The organism is Curtobacterium sp. MCLR17_045 (assembly GCF_003234405.1).
Taxonomy (GTDB): Bacteria; Actinomycetota; Actinomycetes; order Actinomycetales; family Microbacteriaceae; genus Curtobacterium; species Curtobacterium flaccumfaciens.
This window is the reverse complement of record NZ_QKTB01000015.1, coordinates 19,791-36,654: the sequence shown is the minus strand read 5'-3', so window position 1 is coordinate 36,654 and position 16,864 is coordinate 19,791. Positions and strand designations below refer to the sequence as shown.

General features: G+C 71.4%; 15 protein-coding genes. 3 read left to right on the top strand and 12 right to left on the bottom strand.

Translation table 11 applies throughout. The features are described 5' to 3' along the window. Window position 1: 1 nt before the first annotated feature. From DEJ05_RS10975 to DEJ05_RS10960, 4 genes are all read right to left on the bottom strand, one after another. Window positions 2–1,309: a nucleotide sugar dehydrogenase gene (locus DEJ05_RS10975; RefSeq protein WP_111029711.1), complete on the bottom strand. Its 1,308-nt coding sequence runs from the start codon at window positions 1,307–1,309 to the stop codon at window positions 2–4. Further along, window positions 1,306–2,322 carry a Gfo/Idh/MocA family protein gene (locus DEJ05_RS10970; RefSeq protein ID WP_111029710.1) on the bottom strand — a complete coding sequence of 339 codons (1,017 nt, stop codon included), beginning with the start codon at window positions 2,320–2,322 and terminating at the stop codon, window positions 1,306–1,308. The genes DEJ05_RS10975 and DEJ05_RS10970 overlap by 4 nt, the downstream gene beginning before the upstream one ends. Then, entirely contained in the window at window positions 2,319–3,416 is a 1,098-nt protein-coding gene (locus tag DEJ05_RS10965; protein WP_111110425.1) for a DegT/DnrJ/EryC1/StrS aminotransferase family protein, read from the bottom strand. Before DEJ05_RS10965 ends, DEJ05_RS10970 begins: the two co-directional genes overlap by 4 nt. Window positions 3,417–3,525: 109 nt before the next feature. Further along, window positions 3,526–4,032, bottom strand: coding sequence for an acyltransferase (locus DEJ05_RS10960; RefSeq protein ID WP_258376137.1), 507 nt, complete (start codon window positions 4,030–4,032; stop codon window positions 3,526–3,528). Window positions 4,033–4,176: 144 nt separating this feature from the next. On the opposite strand from DEJ05_RS10960, the gene DEJ05_RS10955 reads away from it, so the two are divergent. Next, the gene (locus tag DEJ05_RS10955; RefSeq protein ID WP_146245079.1) at window positions 4,177–5,364 is read left to right on the top strand and encodes an ankyrin repeat domain-containing protein; all 1,188 of its coding nucleotides are present in this window, start codon (window positions 4,177–4,179) and stop codon (window positions 5,362–5,364) included. Window positions 5,365–5,471: 107 nt separating this feature from the next. On the opposite strand, the gene DEJ05_RS10950 is transcribed toward DEJ05_RS10955, so the two are convergent. From DEJ05_RS10950 to DEJ05_RS10920, 7 genes are all read right to left on the bottom strand, one after another. Further along, a complete protein-coding gene (locus tag DEJ05_RS10950) occupies window positions 5,472–6,668 on the bottom strand; it encodes a glycoside hydrolase family 1 protein (RefSeq protein ID WP_111029706.1) in 1,197 nt (398 codons plus the stop codon). A 24-nt stretch (window positions 6,669–6,692) separates the two neighbouring features. Then, on the bottom strand, window positions 6,693–7,565 hold the full coding sequence (locus tag DEJ05_RS10945) for an alpha/beta fold hydrolase (RefSeq protein WP_111088474.1): 873 nt from the start codon (window positions 7,563–7,565) through the stop codon (window positions 6,693–6,695). Next, window positions 7,562–9,358, bottom strand: coding sequence for an ABC transporter ATP-binding protein (locus tag DEJ05_RS10940; RefSeq protein ID WP_111053883.1), 1,797 nt, complete (start codon window positions 9,356–9,358; stop codon window positions 7,562–7,564). The genes DEJ05_RS10945 and DEJ05_RS10940 overlap by 4 nt, the downstream gene beginning before the upstream one ends. Further along, window positions 9,355–10,305: an ABC transporter permease gene (locus tag DEJ05_RS10935; RefSeq protein WP_111022713.1), complete on the bottom strand. Its 951-nt coding sequence runs from the start codon at window positions 10,303–10,305 to the stop codon at window positions 9,355–9,357. Before DEJ05_RS10935 ends, DEJ05_RS10940 begins: the two co-directional genes overlap by 4 nt. Further along, the gene (locus tag DEJ05_RS10930) at window positions 10,302–11,282 is read right to left on the bottom strand and encodes an ABC transporter permease (RefSeq protein ID WP_017886395.1); all 981 of its coding nucleotides are present in this window, start codon (window positions 11,280–11,282) and stop codon (window positions 10,302–10,304) included. The genes DEJ05_RS10935 and DEJ05_RS10930 overlap by 4 nt, the downstream gene beginning before the upstream one ends. Then, window positions 11,279–13,021, bottom strand: a complete 1,743-nt coding sequence (locus tag DEJ05_RS10925; RefSeq protein ID WP_258376136.1) for an ABC transporter substrate-binding protein — start codon at window positions 13,019–13,021, stop codon at window positions 11,279–11,281. Before DEJ05_RS10925 ends, DEJ05_RS10930 begins: the two co-directional genes overlap by 4 nt. Window positions 13,022–13,241: 220 nt before the next feature. After that, window positions 13,242–14,342, bottom strand: a complete 1,101-nt coding sequence (locus tag DEJ05_RS10920; protein WP_111110423.1) for a LacI family DNA-binding transcriptional regulator — start codon at window positions 14,340–14,342, stop codon at window positions 13,242–13,244. 228 nt (window positions 14,343–14,570) lie between these two features. Here DEJ05_RS10920 and DEJ05_RS18110 point away from each other — a divergent pair, with 228 nt between their 5' ends. Further along, window positions 14,571–14,720, top strand: a complete 150-nt coding sequence (locus DEJ05_RS18110; protein WP_155896754.1) for a hypothetical protein — start codon at window positions 14,571–14,573, stop codon at window positions 14,718–14,720. 79 nt (window positions 14,721–14,799) lie between these two features. Here the strand turns inward: DEJ05_RS18110 and DEJ05_RS10915 are convergent, their stop codons facing one another. Continuing rightward, complete coding sequence (locus tag DEJ05_RS10915) at window positions 14,800–15,501, bottom strand: GntR family transcriptional regulator (protein WP_239001395.1); 702 nt, start codon at window positions 15,499–15,501, stop codon at window positions 14,800–14,802. Window positions 15,502–15,599: 98 nt separating this feature from the next. On the opposite strand from DEJ05_RS10915, the gene DEJ05_RS10910 reads away from it, so the two are divergent. Beyond that, window positions 15,600–16,811 (top strand): MFS transporter, encoded by a 1,212-nt coding sequence (locus DEJ05_RS10910; protein ID WP_111110422.1) that lies wholly within the window; start codon window positions 15,600–15,602, stop codon window positions 16,809–16,811. Window positions 16,812–16,864 lie beyond the last annotated feature (53 nt).

Genomic DNA, 16,864 nt, shown 5'->3' with positions numbered 1-16,864 from the left:
GTCAGGCCACGGGGACCACGGGCGGAGCACCGATCGCGGTCACCGTGGTGGACGCCCACCGTTCGACGTCGAGGACCCGTCGGCCGTCGACGACCGTGCGGACGCCGGGGACCCGGGACTCGTCCCACGTCGCGTACTCGGCGTGGTCGGCCTGCACGACCGCGGCGTCGACGGGCTCGCCGTCGGTGTGGGGCTCGAAGCCGAGACGGCGGAGTTCGTCGTCGGAGTAGAGCGGGTCGGAGACCGTCACGAGCGCGCCGTGCGCCAGGAGTGCGTCGACCGTGCCGAACACTCCGGAGAAGGCGGTCTCCTTCACGCCGCCACGGTAGGCGGCACCGAGGACCACGACCCGCTGCCCCCGCAGGTCCCCGTGCAGGCGCTCGAGGAGGTCGACCGCGTGGGCCGGCATCGCGGCGTTCCTGGCACGTGCGGCACGGACGACCGTGGCCTCCGGGTCGTTCCAGAGGTACAGCCTCGGGTACACCGGGATGCAGTGACCGCCGACCGCGATCCCGGGGCGGTGGATGTGGCTGTACGGCTGGGAGTTGCAGGCGTCGATGACCGCGGCGATGTCGATGGACTGCCGTTCGGCGAACCGGGCGAACTCGTTCGCCAGCGCGATGTTGACGTCGCGGTAGGTGGTCTCGGCGAGCTTCGCGAGCTCGGCGGCCTCGGCGGTACGGAGGTCCCAGACGCCGTTCGGACGACCGAGGTCGTCGCGCTCGTCGAACTGCAGCACCGCTTCGTAGAAGGCCCGGCCGCGCGCCGAGCCCTGGTCGGAGAGACCACCGACGAGCTTCGGGTAGCGCCGGAGGTCGGCGAACACCCGGCCGGTCAGGACCCGCTCCGGCGAGAAGACGACATGGAAGTCCTGCCCCTCGACGAGTCCGGAGCGGGCCTCGAGCCGGGGCGCCCAGCGGCCACGGGTCGTCCCGACCGGCAGCGTCGTCTCGTACGCGACCAGGGTGCCGGGTCGCAGGTGGTCGCCGATCGTGTCGGTGGCGGCGTCCATCCAGCCGAAGTCGGGGATGCCGTCAGCATCGACGAAGAGCGGCACGACGACCACGACGACGTCGGCGTCGGGGATCGCTGCCGCGGCGTCCGTGGTCGCGCGGAGCAGCCCCGCGGGGACGACCTCACGCAGGCCGTCGGCGAGCCCGTGCTCGCCGGGGAATGGCTCGGTCGCAGCGTTCACGGCGTCGACCACCCCGCTCGCGACGTCGAGGCCGGTGACGTGTGCACCGGATCGTGCGTACTGGACGGCCAGCGGGAGCCCGATCTTGCCGAGACCGACGACGACGACGTTCATGCTGCTGCTCCTTCGGCGTCCGTGCCGAGCTGCACGGTCTGCTGGATCCGCGAGGACTCGAGGACGGCCTCGGCGACGAGCACCGTCCGGAGGCCGTCGCGGAGGGTGACGATGTCCGACGGCCGCCCGAGCACGGCGTCGCGGAACGCCTCGTGCTCGACCAGGAGCGGCTCGCGCTTGGTGATGGCGAACCGGGTGCTGGCCCCCTCGGACACACCCCGGAACGCGGCGACCTGGTCCCACTCGGTCTGGACGGTGCCGTTCTCGTGGAAGGTCAGGTCGGCGGTCAGGGTGTCGGCGACGAACGTGCCGCGGTCACCGGTGACGACCAACAGGCGCTCCTTGTACGGGGTGAGCCAGTTCACGAGGTGCGAGGTCAGGGTGCCGTCGGCCAGGCGTCCGGTGACGGTGACGAGGTCCTCGTGGGGACGCCCGCTCTTGGTGCCCGCGAGCGCTCCGACGTGGACGAACGGTGACCGGGCGATCCACGAAGTCGAATCGATGTCATGCGTGGCGAGGTCCTTCACCACACCGACGTCGGCGATCCGTGCGGGGAAGGGCCCCTGGCGACGCGTGACGATCTGGTACACGTCGCCAAGCTCACCGGCGTCGAGCCGCTGTCGCAGCGCCTGCAACGCCGGGTTGTAGCGCTCGATGTGGCCCACCGCGCCGACGAGTCCGGCGCGGTCGAAGGCGGCCACGAGGCGCGCGGCAGCCGGACCGTCGACCGCGACGGGCTTCTCGATCAGGGCGTGCACCCCCGCCGCGGCGAGTTCCAGACCGACGGTTTCGTGGTGCGCCGTGGGGACCGCGACGACCGCGGTGTCGAGGCCGAGTGCGACGAGCTCACCGACGGACCGGACGACCGGCACGCCCTGGGCGACGTCGTGCGGGTCACCGAGGGCATCGGCGACGCCGATGAGCTCGACCCCCTCGAGCGACCGGAGGACCCGGGCGTGGTGCCGCCCCATCATCCCGAGGCCGATGACCCCGGCCCGCAGCACGCCGCTCATCGTCCGGCCCCGGCGAGGGTGTTGACGGCCTCGACGACGCGGTCGAGCTGCGAGAGCGTCAGGGTCGGGTAGACGGGGAGCGCGAGGACCTCGGACGCGGCACGCTCGGTCTCGGGCAGGTCGAGGTCGTGTGCGAACGACGGGAGGCGGTGGACGGGCGTCGGGTAGTAGACCCCGGTCCCGATGCCGAACTCGGAGCGCAGTGCGGCCGCGAAGCCGTCGCGGTCGGACGGCACCCGCACGACGTACTGGTGGAAGACGTGCTCGGCTCGGGGGTCGGTCGTCGGTGTCACCACCCCGTCGAGTTCACGGCTGAAGTAGGCCGCGTTCGCCTGCCGCTGTGCGGTCCACCCGAGCACCTTGCGGAGCTGCACACGCCCGATCGCGGCGTGGATGTCGGTCATCCGCGCGTTGAAGCCGATGACCTCGTTCGCGTAGCGCTGCTCCATGCCCTGGTTCCGCAGCAGCCGGAGCATGCGGTCCACCGCGGCGTCGCGGGTCGAGACCATGCCCCCTTCGCCCGCGGTCATGTTCTTGGTGGGGTAGAGGCTGAACGCCGCGGCGTCGGACGAGCTGCCGACGCGCGTGCCGGCCCACCGGGCACCGTGCGCCTGCGCAGCGTCCTCGACGACGAGCAGGTCGTGCTCCTCGGCGATCCGGGCGATCGCGGTCATGTCGGCCGGGTGCCCGTAGAGGTGCACCGGCATGACCGCGCGGGTCGCCGGGGTGACGGCGGCCCGGACAGCCGCCGGGTCCACGCAGTAGGTCAGGGGATCGATGTCGACGAACACCGGCTCGGCGCCGACGAGTCGGACCGCGTTCGCCGTGGCCGCGAAGGTGAACGAGGGGACGATGACCTCGTCACCAGGACCGATGCCGAGCGCGACGAGCGCCAGGTGCAGTGCAGCGGTGCCGCTGTTGACCGCGGTGACCGAGGCTCCGGCGACGAGGACGTCGCCGAACTCGCGCTCGAAGGCGGCGACCTCGGGGCCCTGCGCAAGACCACCCCCCTCGAGGACGGCATCGACGGCGCGGCGTTCCTCGAGGCCGATGAGGGGCTTCGCCGCGGGGATGAGTTCGAGTGTGGTGGTCAACGGATCGCCTCGATCGTGTCGGTGGTCTCGGAGTGGAGGAAGCGGTCGCCGGTCTCGGTGCAGACCAGCGTTCGGTCGTCGACCTGCGCCAGCCGTCGGCCGGTCCGGCTCACCCAGCCGATGCGGCGGGCGGGGACCCGGCGACGAGCGCGTGGTCCGGGACGTCGTGGACGACGACGGCGCCGGCCGCGACCATCGCCCACCGGCCGATGCGGATGGGGGCGACGCAGAGCGCCCCGGCGCCGATCGACGCGCCGTGCTCGACGACGACGGCCGTGGGCCTCCAGTCGTCGGCGTCCTGCACGGAGCCGTCCGGGTTGATCGCCCGCGGCGTGTTGTCGTTGGTGAGGACGGCACCGGGGCCGATGAAGACTCCGTCGCCGACGACCGCCGGTCCGTAGACGAGGGCGCCGTTCTGGATCTTGCAGCGTGCACCGATCTGGACGCCGGCGCCGATCGTGACGCCGCGGCCGACGAGGGTCTCGCTGCCGACGGACGCGTGCGCCTCGACGTGGGAGTCGTCCCAGATGCGGACCCCGGGAGCGACGGCCGCCGAGGGCGACACGACGGCTGCCGGGGCGATGAACGCCGTCGGGAGGGTGGGACTGGGGGTCATGGGTGCGCTTCCGGATCAGGCGCGGCGGGACCTCCGCTGCCGCATCACCATACGATATACCGGTACGACATATCAAGTGTGATGATCGCGAGTGCGATGGGTTCTCACCGCAGCCCCGCCGCCGGACGCCGGTAGTGTCGTCCCGTGCGATGGAGTCGAGTGAACTGGCCCTCCGTTGGCTACGTCTCCCTCGAGGACTTCGACGGCCAGCGCGAACACGTGACCCGGTTGCTCGAGGACGCCCCACCCACGGTCGCCGCGCTCCTGACCGTCAAGTGGACCGACTCGAGGATCGAACGCTGGGTCGTGGAGTCCGCCGACGCCGTCGTCGACCCGGACGCCGACGAGGACGACGTGACGACCCCCGTCGACCTGCCGGGACACGGTGTGCCCGACCCGGTCGTCGTGCACGCCGACATCGTGGTGCGCAACGACGAGGTCCTCGACACCCCGAGCGGCCTGTGGCGCCGCTGGAACCACGCCAGGGTGTCGCTCCGGCTCCGGGACGCCGTCATCGACCCGCCGGGTGTCGATCCCGCAGCACTGCTCGCCGGTGACGCCCACGTCGCCCGGGGCGAACTCGAGTACCTGAACGAGCACGACGCCTGGGAACTCCGCCTGCTGATCTCCCCCGTCGGCGAGGTCGCGATCCGGTTCCGGGGCGTCCGGGTGGCGATCCGGAGCGTCGCCGAGAGCGTGTACGCCGACCTCGAGGCGCGCCCGGCACGCGGCTGGCACGGCCCGGTGCCGGACGGCTGGGTCGAGTGGACGACCGAGGTGGTGCGGGCAGCGGCCTACGGCGACCTCGGCGGACTGCACCTGGCCGACGACGCGAGCGACGTCGACGACGTCGACCCCCGCTGGGGCTTCGCCCCGCTGCACGCCGCCGCGTGGTTCGACCACCCCGAGATGCTCGAGGAACTCCTGCGCCGCGGCGCGACCCTGCAGCTGGAGGACACCGAGGGGCGGACGCCGCTGACGCTGGCGATCGACCGCGACGCGCGACGGGCGGTCGACGTGCTGGTCGGAGCGGGTGCCGACCTGGAGGCCCGTGACGGCGACGGCAACACCCCGATCGTCCGCGCTGCGTGGGGTGGGCACGCCGCGATCGTGCGTGCGCTCGCCACCGCGGGTGCGGACACCAGGGCGCGCGGGTCACGGGGCGCGACGCTGCTGATCGCGGCCGTCGACTCCGGCGACCTCGACACGGTCCGGGTCGTGCTGTCGCTCGACGTCGACCGGGACGCCGTCGACGACGAGGGCTCGAGCGCCGCGGACAGGGCGGAACTGCTCCGCGAGACGGCCGTCGCCGACCTGCTCGCCGCCGCCTGAGCGCTGTCCGCACCACGGCCCGTGGGCCGACCCGTGCCGGACGTGACGAAGCGCGGCGGACGGGAGCAGGGCCTCCCGTCCGCCGCGCGCCTGCGGGGTCGACCGTCCTAGACGGTGACCGACTCGAGGGCGTTCGCCTGCGCGACCCGCCCGTACCAGCGGGCGGAGTCCTTCGGCGTGCGCTCGAAGGTCTCGCGGTCCCACGCGACCAACCCGAACGTCGGGCGGAAGCCGGAGGCCCACTCGTAGTTGTCCAGGAGCGACCAGTGCTGGTAGCCCAGGACCTCGATGCCGTCCTCGATGCAGCGGTGGATGCCCTCGAGGGCGCCCTGCGTGTACGCCTGCCGGCGGGAGTCGTCGGCGGTGGCGATGCCGTTCTCGGTGATCATCAGCGGGACGCCGCCGGAGAGCTCCCACGCGCTGCGGAGCCCGTCGGCCGAGGCCTCGGGGTAGAACTCCCAGCCGGTGAGGGTCGTCTCGACGTCGTCCGTCACTGGCAGGGGCCCGTCCGGACCGATGAACGTGCGGGTGTAGGCCTGCACGCCCAGGAAGTCGTCGCCGGCGGCCTGCTCGAGGTACCAGTCGTCGCGCGGGTACCCGTACTCGCGGAGCATGGCGTCCGCCCCGGGCTCGCCGGACGACTTGAAGGCCTGGGTCGCGATGGTCCACCCCGATTGGAGGCCCGACACCTGTGACAGGACCTCGCGCGACCGCTTGTGGCTGGCCAGCAGGGCGTCGGCGACCCCCAGGTCCGGGTTCGGCAGACCGAAGGCCACCAGGTTGGCCGCGTCCTCGCCGCCGGCGAGCATCGCCGCGATGTTCGGCTCGTTGATCGTGCAGACGTAGCGGACGCCGTCCTGCACCACGGGGAGCGCGGCCTCGGTGTAGCGGGCGAACAGGTCGGCGGCGTCGGGTGCCCGCCAGAAGCCGTCGCGTTCGAACCAGCGCGGCACCGTGAAGTGCATGAGGGTGACGATCGGCTCGATGCCGAACTCGTGGCAGGCGTCGACCATGCGGCGGTAGTGGTCGACCTCGGCACGGCTGACGAACCCGCGCTCGGGCTCGATGCGGGCCCACTCGATGCTGAACCGGTAGGAGTTCAGCCCGAGCTCGGCCGCGATGCGGATGTCCTCGCGGTACCGGTGGTAGCTGTCCGCCGCGTCGCCCGAGGGCTCGACGATGGTGGTGTCCGGCTCGTGCTCGTGCACCCACCAGTTGCTGTTGACGTTGTTGCCCTCGATCTGGTGGGCGGCGGTGGCGGCACCCCAGAGGAAGCCGTCGGGGAACTGCAGCGTGGAGATGATGGTGCCTTTCAGTGCTTGTTCGAGTCAGTGCTGGCTCAGGAATGCGTCGAAGACGGCGACCGTCCCGAGCGGGTTCTCGACCTGGGGGCCGTGGTAGCTCGCGGGAATGACGACGTACTCGGCGCCGGTCTGCTCGGCCATCGCCCGCTGCCACGGGATCGGCCAGGCGTTGTCCCACTCGCCGTGGGCGACGAGGACCGGCAGGCCGGTGGCGCGCAGGGCGTCGGAGGCGTCGGTGTGGTCCTCGAGGATGTGACCACCGGCGACGACGCTGAGCGGGCTCGTCGCGTCGAAGCGGTCGCGCACCATCCGGACGTCGTCGGGCAGCTCCTCGTCGGGCCGGTACGCCCAGAGCGGGTTCGTCGAGTCGAACAGCTGCCGGAGGTTCCCGCCGGTGTCGTGCAGGATCGTCAGCTCGGCGACCTTGCGGTACGGCCACCCGTGCGGCCCGGAGCAGAACTGCACGACGTCGCGGAACGCCGTCGGGTCCTGGAGCGCGGCGGCCCGGACGATCACCCCGCCGAGCGAGTGCCCGACCAGGTGCACGGGGGCACCGTCGTCGAGCAGGCGCGCGACCCGGACGACGTCGGCGGCTTCTTCGTCGAGGGAGTAGTCACGGGGTTCGGTCGGTGCTGCCGAGTCGGCCTGACCACGCCGGCTGATCGCGACCGCGGTCCACCCGGCGTCGCGGAGGACGGGCAGGAAGGTCCGCCAGTCCTCCTTCGAGCCGGTGTACCCGGGGACGATCAGCACGGTGCCCTTCGACACGCCCTCGGGCACGATCCGGTAGGCCGTGAGCCGCCCGACCGGGACGTCGATCCCGACGACGTCGACGCCGTCCGGGGTGGGCAGGTGTCCGAAGGGCGGGACCGTCGGGAAGTCGTGCAGGTTCGTCATGCGCGCAGGGTCCTCCGCGGGTTGGGAACAGCGTCGAGGAGGGCGATCGTGTACGGGTCCTGCGGGTCCTGCAGCACCTGGGCCGTGTGACCCCGCTCGACCACGGCGCCCTCGTGGAGCACCATGATGTCGTCCGTGATGAGCCGCGCACTCAGCAGGTCGTGCGTGATGTAGAGGAGCGAGACGCCCCACTGCTCGCGGAGGTCCTCGAGCAGTGCGAGCACACCGGCGCGCAGCGTCACGTCGAGCATCGAGACCGGCTCGTCGGCGATGATCACCTGCGGGTCGCTCGCGAGCGCCCGGGCGATCACCACGCGCTGCCGCTGCCCGCCGGAGAGCTGGTGCGGGAGCTTCTGCGCGAACTGCTCGACGGGGGTGAGCCCGACCGTCTCGAGCAGCTCGAGCACCCGGCGCCGGGCATCGCGGCCGGTGAGCCCGGTGTAGTTCGCGATCGGCCGGGACAGCGTGTACTCGACCGTGTGCAGCGGGTTGAGCGCCGAGTACGGGTCCTGGAACACCATCTGGACCTCGGAGCGGAGGTCCCGCAGGCCGCGCTTGCCGAGGCGGGCGACGTCGAGGTCCCCGAACCGGACCGTGCCGGTGGTCGGCTTCTCGACGCCGGTGAGCAGCTTCGCGATGGTCGACTTGCCCGAACCGGACTGGCCGACCAGGGCGAGCGACTGCCCGGGCTCGAGGGTGAACGACACGTCGCGCACGGCCTGCACCGGCTGCTCACCGCGTCGGGGAGCCGGGTAGGTCTTCACGATGTGGTCGACGACGATCGGGTTGCGGGCGGCACTGCGCTCGCGGGACCCGACGGTGCTGAACGACGAGGTCGTCTCCTGCCGCTTCTCGCCGGCCTCGGCACGGAGCGAGCGGTCCGGGAAGCCCGGCAGCGACACCACCTCGGCGCGGGGGTCGGCGTAGTGCGACAGGAGCATCTGCGTGTACTCGTCCTGCGGGTCGCGGAGGATCTCGCGGGAGCCGCCGTCCTCGACGATCCGGCCCTCGTGCATGACGAGGACGCGCTCGGTGGCCTCGAGGACGATGCCGAGGTCGTGGCTGATCAGGATCGCGGTGAAGCCCTCGGTGCGCTGCAGCTCGATGATGGTGTCCATCACGGCGTGCTGCACGAGGACGTCGAGCGCCGTCGTCGGCTCGTCGAACACCATGAGCTGCGGCTCGAGCGAGAGTGCCAGGGCGATGGAGACGCGCTGCCGCATGCCGCCGGAGAGCTCCCCGGGGAACCGGGCGAGCATCGACGTCGGCAGCTTCACCTTCTCGATGAGCTCCTTCATCCGGGCGTCCCAGCGGTCGCGCGACACGTGGCCGTGCGCCTTGAAGACGTCGATGAAGTGGTTCCGGATGGTGCGCACCGGGTTGAGCGCGTTCATGCCGGACTGCAGCACCATGGCGAAGCCGCCCTGCCGCTGCTGGCGCAGGGCTTCGTCGTCGAGGTCGCGGATGTCCTTGCCCGCGAAGACGATGCTGCCGCCGTTCGTGCGCGCCGGCGGCTTCTGCAGCCGGGTCAGCGCGTAGCCGAGCGTCGACTTGCCGGAACCGGACTCGCCGACCAGGCCGACGAACTCGCCCTTCTTGAGCTGGAACGACACGTGGTCGACGGCTTGGACGGCCGTCTGGCCGGCCGATTCGTAGACGACCGACAGGTCGCGGACGTCGAGCAGGACGGAGGCGTCGCCCTGGTCGTGACGGGCGTCGGACTGGAGGCCCGTGGCGGCGCCGGTGGGCGCCTCCAGGCCGTCTGCCGGGTGCGTTTCTGGCAAGCCGCTCATGCGCGCTTCTCCTTACGGGGCCGTGCGCCGTCGCGCAGCCGCGGGTTGGACACGGCGTCGACGCCGAAGTTGATCAGGGTGAGGCTCATCGCGAGCAGCGCGATGCAGAGACCCGGCGCGAAGAGCAGGATCCACTGCCCGGTGAGGAGCGCGTTCGAGTTCTGCGCCCAGTACAGGATCGTGCCCCAGCTGACGATCGACGAGTCGCCGAGTCCGAGGAACTCGAGGCCCGCCTCGGCGAGGATGGCGCTGGTGGCGGCCCCGAAGAAGCTGCCGACGATGAGGCTCGTCATGTTCGGCAGGATCTCGCGGAACACGATGCGGGTCGCGCCCTCACCGGAGAACTGGGCGGCGGTGACGAAGTCCCGACCGCGCAGCGACTGCGTCTGCGAGCGGAGCACGCGAGCGCCCCACGCCCAACCGGTCACGACGATGACCGCGATGATCACCGCGATGCCGCCGTTCTGCAGGTAGGCGGCGATGACGATCATCAGGGGCAGGCCCGGGATGACGAGGAACAGGTTCACGATGAACCCGATGACCTCGGCGATCCAGCCGCGGACGTAGCCCCAGCTGAGGCCGATCGCGACGGCGACGAGCGTGGACAGGATGCCCGCGACCGCGCCGACCATGACCGAGATGCGGGCGCCGTAGATGATCTGGGACAGGACGTCCTCGCCGGCGGCGGTGGTGCCCATCCAGTGGTCGGGCGTCGCGTCGGCGGACCGGGCGAAGCCGTTCTGGCTGGCGCCGTACGGGGCCAGGAGCGGGGCGAAGATCGCGACGAACACGAAGACGCCGAGGATGATGATGCCGATCCGGGCCTTCTTGTTCGACCAGACGACGCCGAACTGGCGGGCGGCGGCGCGCCACTTGGACGGCGCCTGGGCTGCTTCTTCTTGCGTGCGGACTGCGACTGTGGCGTCCGGGGTGGTGGTGTTGGTCATCGACGCGTCCTCGGGTCCAGGACGCCGTACATGACGTCCACGATGAAGTTGGCGATGAGCACCGACACGGTGATCATCAGGAAGAGGGCCTGCATGAGCGGGTAGTCCTGCCCGATGACGGCGTTGAACAGCAGGTAGCCGATGCCCGGGTAGCCGAAGACCTGCTCGACCAGGACGGAACCGCCGACCACACCACCGAGCGCCAGACCGAAGCCGGTCAGGTTCGGCAGGATCGCGTTGCGGGCCGCGTAGCGGATGGCGACGGTGCGTCCGCGGAGGCCGTTGGCCTCGGCGAAGGTCACGTAGTCGTCACCGAGGGTGTTGATCATCGCGTTGCGCATGCCGATGATCCAGCCGCCGAGGCTCGTCACCAGGATCGTGACCGCCGGCAGCACCGCGTGCTGCAGTGCGTCGCCGAAGAAGGCACCGTTCAGGCCCGGCGTCGTCGTGGCCGAGTAGGCGCCCGTGGTCGGGAACCAGTGCAGCACGTAACCGAGGAAGAACAGCAGCAGCAGGGCGGTCCAGAAGTACGGGAACGTCGACATGAAGCTGCCCGACAGGGTGGGCAGTGAGTCGAGCCAGGTGCCGCGCTTCCACGCCGCCGCGACACCGATCAGGGTGCCGAGGACGAACGCCAGGATCGTGACGACCCCGACGAGGATCAGCGTGTAGGGCAGGGCCTTCGACACGAGGTCACCGACGGGCTGCGGGTAGAACGTGTAGCTCGTGCCGAAGTCGAGGGTGATGACCTGGTGCAGGTAGCTGACGTACTGGTCCCAGAGGTTGCCGGTCGGCACCCCGAGCTGGGCCTCGATCGCCTTCTTGGTGGCGTCGGTGACCGGACCGTTCTGGCTGAGCTTCGCGAGTGCGGCGTCGGCCGGGCTGCCGGGCATCAGGCGCGGGAGCACGAAGTTCAGCGTGACCGCGGCCCAGAGGGTCAGGACGAAGAGGACGAGTTTCTGGAGGATGTACTTCACTTCTGGTCCTCCTGCTCCGCGGCGTCCTGCTCCTGCAGGATCTGCTTGCCGGCGGCGCTGTCGCGGAGCCGGAGCTTCGTGAAGATGAGCAGCGGTGCCGAGTCGTAGTTCTGCGGTGCCATGTAGGGGTCCTTCGCGCTCGGCCAGCCGACGAACTTGCCGGTGTTGAACAGGCCCCAGAGCCCGCCGTAGTACATGCCGATGACGGGGAGCTCGTCGTAGACGGTCTGCTGCAGCTGGTCGAGGATCTCCTGCTGCTTCGCGGTGTCCGTCGTCGCCTTGTACTCGTCGAGGAGCTTCTGGGTGTCGGCGTTCTTGTACCGCTCGTAGTTGTTGACCGTCGACTTGCCGACGGGCTGGTAGAACTCGCTGCTGAGCAGGGAGTTGAACGCCTGGTAGACGTCACCGTTGCCCATGCCGCCCATCGCCATGTCGAACGTGCCGTTGTTGATGTTCTGCTGGTACCCGGCGGGCTGCGGCGCCTGGATCGTCACCTTGATGCCGATGGCCGTCAGTTCGCGGCGGACCTCCTGCGCGGCGCGGAGCCAGTCGGAGTAGCCGTTCGCGGTCATGATCGTGATGGCGAGCTGCTTGCCGTCCTTGACGACCTTGCCACCCTGCACGGTGTAGCCGGACTTCTCGAGGCTGGCGAGCGCCGCCTTCGTGTCCTGCGTGATCATGCCCTTGTCGGGGATGTCCGGGTTGAGGTAGCGCTCCTGGTTCGGCAGGATCAGGCCGGTCTGGCCCGCCGCCGACAGGTTGCCCTCGGACGCGGTCTCGGCGATGGCGTCACGGTCCAGCGCGAGCGAGATGCCCCGGCGGACGTTGACGTCGTTGTACGGCGCCTTCGTGAGGTTCGGGATGAGGCCGATCACACCGCCGGCCGGGAACCACCACTCGTTCGTCTTCGACGCGGCGCCCCAGGTGCCCTTGACGTCGGAGATGAACGAGTACGCCCAGTCGTAGCCGCGGGTGACGGTGTCGAGCTGCGTGTTCGTCGCCGGCAGGATGAGGTGCTTGATGGCGATCTTGTCGGCCTGCCAGTACTTCGGGTTCTTGTTCATCGAGTACTGCTGGTCGGTGTAGTTGCCGAGGACGAACGGCCCGGTGCCGACCGGGTTCGGGTCGCGCCAGGTCGTCGGGTCCTTCACGCCGCCCCAGTGGTCCTCACCGAGGATGTACGTCTGCCCGATGATCGTCAGGCTCGGGACGTCCTCGCTCTTGAGGTGGAAGACGACGTGGTCGCCGTCCTGCTCGATGCTCTTGATGTGCTGCCAGGCGCCCTTGACGTCCATGGCGGGGAACTTCTTGAGCAGGTCGAAGGTGAAGACGACGTCCTTCGCGCTGAACGGCGACCCGTCGGACCACTCGACACCCGAGCGGATCGTCATGTCGATCGTCTTCGCGTCGGGCTGGCTCCACGCGCTGGCGAGCCACGGGTTGCGCTTGCCGTCGAGGGGGTTCACCTCGATGAGGGGCTCGTACATCCACTTGGAGGCCGTGCGGGCGTTCGCGATGTACGGGTTGAAGTTGCGGTCGAACAGCGGGTTGCCGCGGTCCGCGTTGATGAGCATCGTGTCCTTGCCGATGGTGGGATCGGGTTCGGATCGGACCTGGATGCTGCAGCCGGTGGCCACGAGGGCCACTGCGGCGAGGCCGGCGATGGCCGCGACGAGGCGGCCTCGGCGGCGGGGGCCTGGGTCACGCGTGCCGCGCGTGCGCTGTGGGGGAAGCGTCATTGCTCGGTCGACCTCCATGTCGATTCGGTACGTGCTCAATGTATGCGCTTACATCGTGGCGTGCAACTGCGGGGGTTGTTTCGCGGGGCGGCACGGTGCGAGGTGCGCCGACTGGTGCGAGGTTGCCCGCTCTGTGCGCTGCTACGGACTCGCACGGGGCGCGGAAGGTCACACGGGATGCGGAAGGCCGCACGGTGCGGCCTCGCGACGGCACGCACGCCTACAGCGCGGGCGGGCAGCTCTCGCGCAGCAGCACCTCGACGGGCAGGCGCACGGCGCGCGGCGGCCCCTCGCGACGTTCGAGCCGGTCGACGATCGCCAGGACGGCGGCACGCCCGAGCGCCCCCATCGGCTGGTGCACCGTCGTCAGGCGCGGCGACGAGAACCGACCGGCGTCGATGCCGTCGAACCCGGTCACGACGAGGTCCTCGGGCACCCGGAGCCCCCGGGCAGCGGCGGCGTCGAGCACCCCGAGCGCAGACTGGTCGTTCGAGCAGACCACGGCGCGCGGGACGTCGTCGGCCAGCAGCGACACCGCGAGCTCCCGCGCCCGGGCCCGCCCGAAGTCGCCGTGCACGGTGCGCACCGCCGAGGCCGGCACGCCGTGGTCGGCCAGCGCCGCGCGGAACCCCGCCGAGCGCTCCATGTCGTCGGGCGAGTCGATCGGCCCCGCCACGTACGCGAGGGACCGGATCCCCAGGCGCCCGATGACGTGCGACGCCAGGGTCCGCATGCCCGCGGCGTTGTCCACGCTCACCGAGTCGAACCCGTGCGAGCGCCGGTCGTCGGCGAGCACCACGACGGGGATGCGGCGGGCGACGTGCTCGAGCAGGTCGTCGGGCACGGTCTGCGCCAGCACGGCGAGCCCGTCGACCCGGCCGGCGACGTCGTTCACGATGACGTCGCGCGACGAGCCCCGCCCGGCGGCGACCATGAGCGCGAGCCCCCGCTGCCAGGCCTCGGTCTCGGCACCGCGCAGGACCTCGTCGAAGTACAGGTTGGACGAGAACGGCTGCGTCACGTGGCGCCGGTCGTCGACCACGCGGACGCCGCCGTCGGTGACCAGGTCCGGCCGCTCGTCGGGTGCCACGTCGAACCCGGGCAGCAGCAGTCCGACGACGCCGGTGCGCTTGCCGGCGAGGGCACGGGCGTTGCCGGACGGGACGTAGCCGAGGCTCCGGATCGCCGCCTGCACGCGGTCCCGGGTGCCCTCGCGGACGGCGTCGGGCGTGCGGAGCACGCGCGAGACGGTGGCGATGGAGACGCCGGCCGCAGAGGCGACGTCGTAGACCGTGGGAGGTGCGGTGCGCTGGTCGGCCAACCCGTGCCTCCCCTTCGACGTCCGCTGGTGCCGCGCCTCGCGCTGTGCGGCCGGACCATCCTAGGCATGCCGTGTGCCGGGAGTTCTCCACACGGTGCCGGAAACGCTTGCGGGACAGCGGGGGTCGCGCGACACTGTTCCGACCTCAGTACGTCCCGTGAGGAAGCGCACCAGCGGGCCGCGTGCCCGCACCGATCAGGTTGCCCACGCACAGGGGAAGGACACGACATGTCACAGTCGACACGTTCCGGGAGCAAGCTCGCACTCCGCGCGAGCCACGACGAGGCCGAGGTGCGCGACGCGCTGCTCGAACGCACGGATTCGATCCGCACGTTCGACGACCTCGACGCACCGCAGGAGACGACGGACCTGCGCTAGCGGCTCGCGCCCGGCCTCCCCCCGGACACGGCCAGGAGGCCCGGGCAGGCGCCCGCAGACCGCTCACGTCCGCGCGCACTCAGCGCTCGGTCGCGCCCACGATCGTCATGCCTGCCCCGCGCAGGCGTCGGCGCTCCTGCGCGATCCAGCTGAGGAGCCGGTCGTTCGTGCCGGCGACGTGGGCGGCGACGAGGTCCGCTGCGCGGTCCGCGTCGCCGTCGCGCACGGCGTCGATGATGGCGCTGTGCTCGTCCCAGGCGGCGTCGCGCGCCTCGGGCGTGCGGACCTCGATCCAGCGCGTGCGCTCGAGCCGCGTCAGGGCGTCGGCGATGGCGTCGGTGACGAACCGGTTGCCACCGAGCGCGGCGAGGTCCAGGTGGAACGTCGACCCCATGCGGATGCCGGCCTGCTGGTCGGGGGTGGGCTGGAGCGCGTCGAGGTGCCCGCGGACCTCGGCCAGCTGTTCGGGGGTGGCACGCTGGACGGCCAACCGGACGGCAGCGGGCTCGAGGATGCCGCGGAGCTCGGCGAGCGAGGCGATCTCGTCGAGGTCGATCGGGGTGACCGTCCACGAACGACCCTCGTGCAGGATGAGTCCCTCGCGCTCGAGCCGCGACAGTGCGGCGCGGACCGGTGTGCGCGAGGCGTGGAACCGTGCCTCGAGCCCCCGCTCCGAGATGCGCTCCCCCGGTGCGATGTCGAGGGTCAGGATGGCCGCGCGCAGGTTGTCGTAGAGCTGGGCCGTCTGCGACACGGGCGCGGCGTCGGTCGTGTCGGTCACGGCGGACAAGCCTAGCGGCGCGACGGCGAGAATGGTATACCGTTCTGGTATACCAATCCGTTCCGCGATGGAACGACGACGAACGGCCGAGACGACCCATGCCCACGACCGACGCCCCGCAGCGATCCACCACGACGCCGCCGGTCTCCGCCCGCGCCTGGACGATGCTCGCCCTCGGGGTCGCGGCCCAGGCGGCGGGGACACTCGTCGTGTCCGCGCCGGCGCTCCTCATCCCCCACCTGCTCAGTAGCGGCACGTCCCTGCCGGCCGCCGGGCTGCTCGCCGCCGCCCCGACCTTCGGCATGGTCCTGACGCTCATCGCCTGGGGTGCGATCACCGACCGGTTCGGCGAGCGCGTCGTCATCGCCGGCGGACTCGTACTCACCACGCTGGCGGTTGTCGGCGCCTGGCTCGCTGCGGGCGACCCGGTGCTGCTCGGGTTGGCGTTCCTGGCCGGCGGCATGACGAGCGCCTCGACGAACGCCGCGAGCGGTCGGGTCGTGGTGGGGTGGTTCCCGAAGGAGCGCCGGGGGCTCGCGATGGGCATCCGGCAGATGTCGCAGCCGCTCGGCGTGACACTCGCGGCGGTCACGGTGCCGCAGCTCGCCGAGGGCTCCGGGATCCGCGCGGCCCTGGTCCTGCCGATCGTGCTGTGCGCGGTGCTCGCCGTCTGCTGCGCGATCGGGATCACCGACCCGCCACGCCCTGCCCGGACCACGGTGGCGACGACGGCGACCGCGAACCCCTACCGCTCGAGCGGCTTCCTGTGGCGGGTGCACGCGGTGTCGGTCCTCCTCGTGGTGCCGCAGTTCACCCTGTCGACGTACGGGCTCGTCTGGCTCGTCGGCCTCGGCTGGTCGACACCGGCGGCCGGGCTGCTCGTCGGCGCCGCGCAGTTCGTCGGGGCGATCGGCCGGATCCTGGTCGGTGGCTGGAGCGACCGGGCCGGATCGCGCGTCGGCCCCCTGCGCATCGTCGCGGTGAGCGCCGCGGTGGTGATGGCGGTGCTCGCGGTCGTCGATGCGACGCACCTGGCCGGGGCCGCGGTGTTCCTGGTGCTCGCGACGAGCGTGACGGTCGCCGACAACGGGCTGGCGTACACGTCGGTCGCCGAGGCGGCGGGGCCGTTCTGGTCCGGCCGGGCGCTCGGGGCGCAGAACACCGGGCAGTTCATCGCGGCGAGCGCCGTGGGTCCGGGCATCGGGGCGCTGGTCGGTGCGCTCGGGTTCGCGGCGTCGTTCGGCATCGTGGCGGTGCTCCCGCTGCTCGCGGTCCCGCTGGTGCCCCGACGCGACCGTTCGCACGACTGACCGTCCGCACGACTGACTGCGAACGGCCCCGTCGGTCCGCTCCGCCCGTCGCG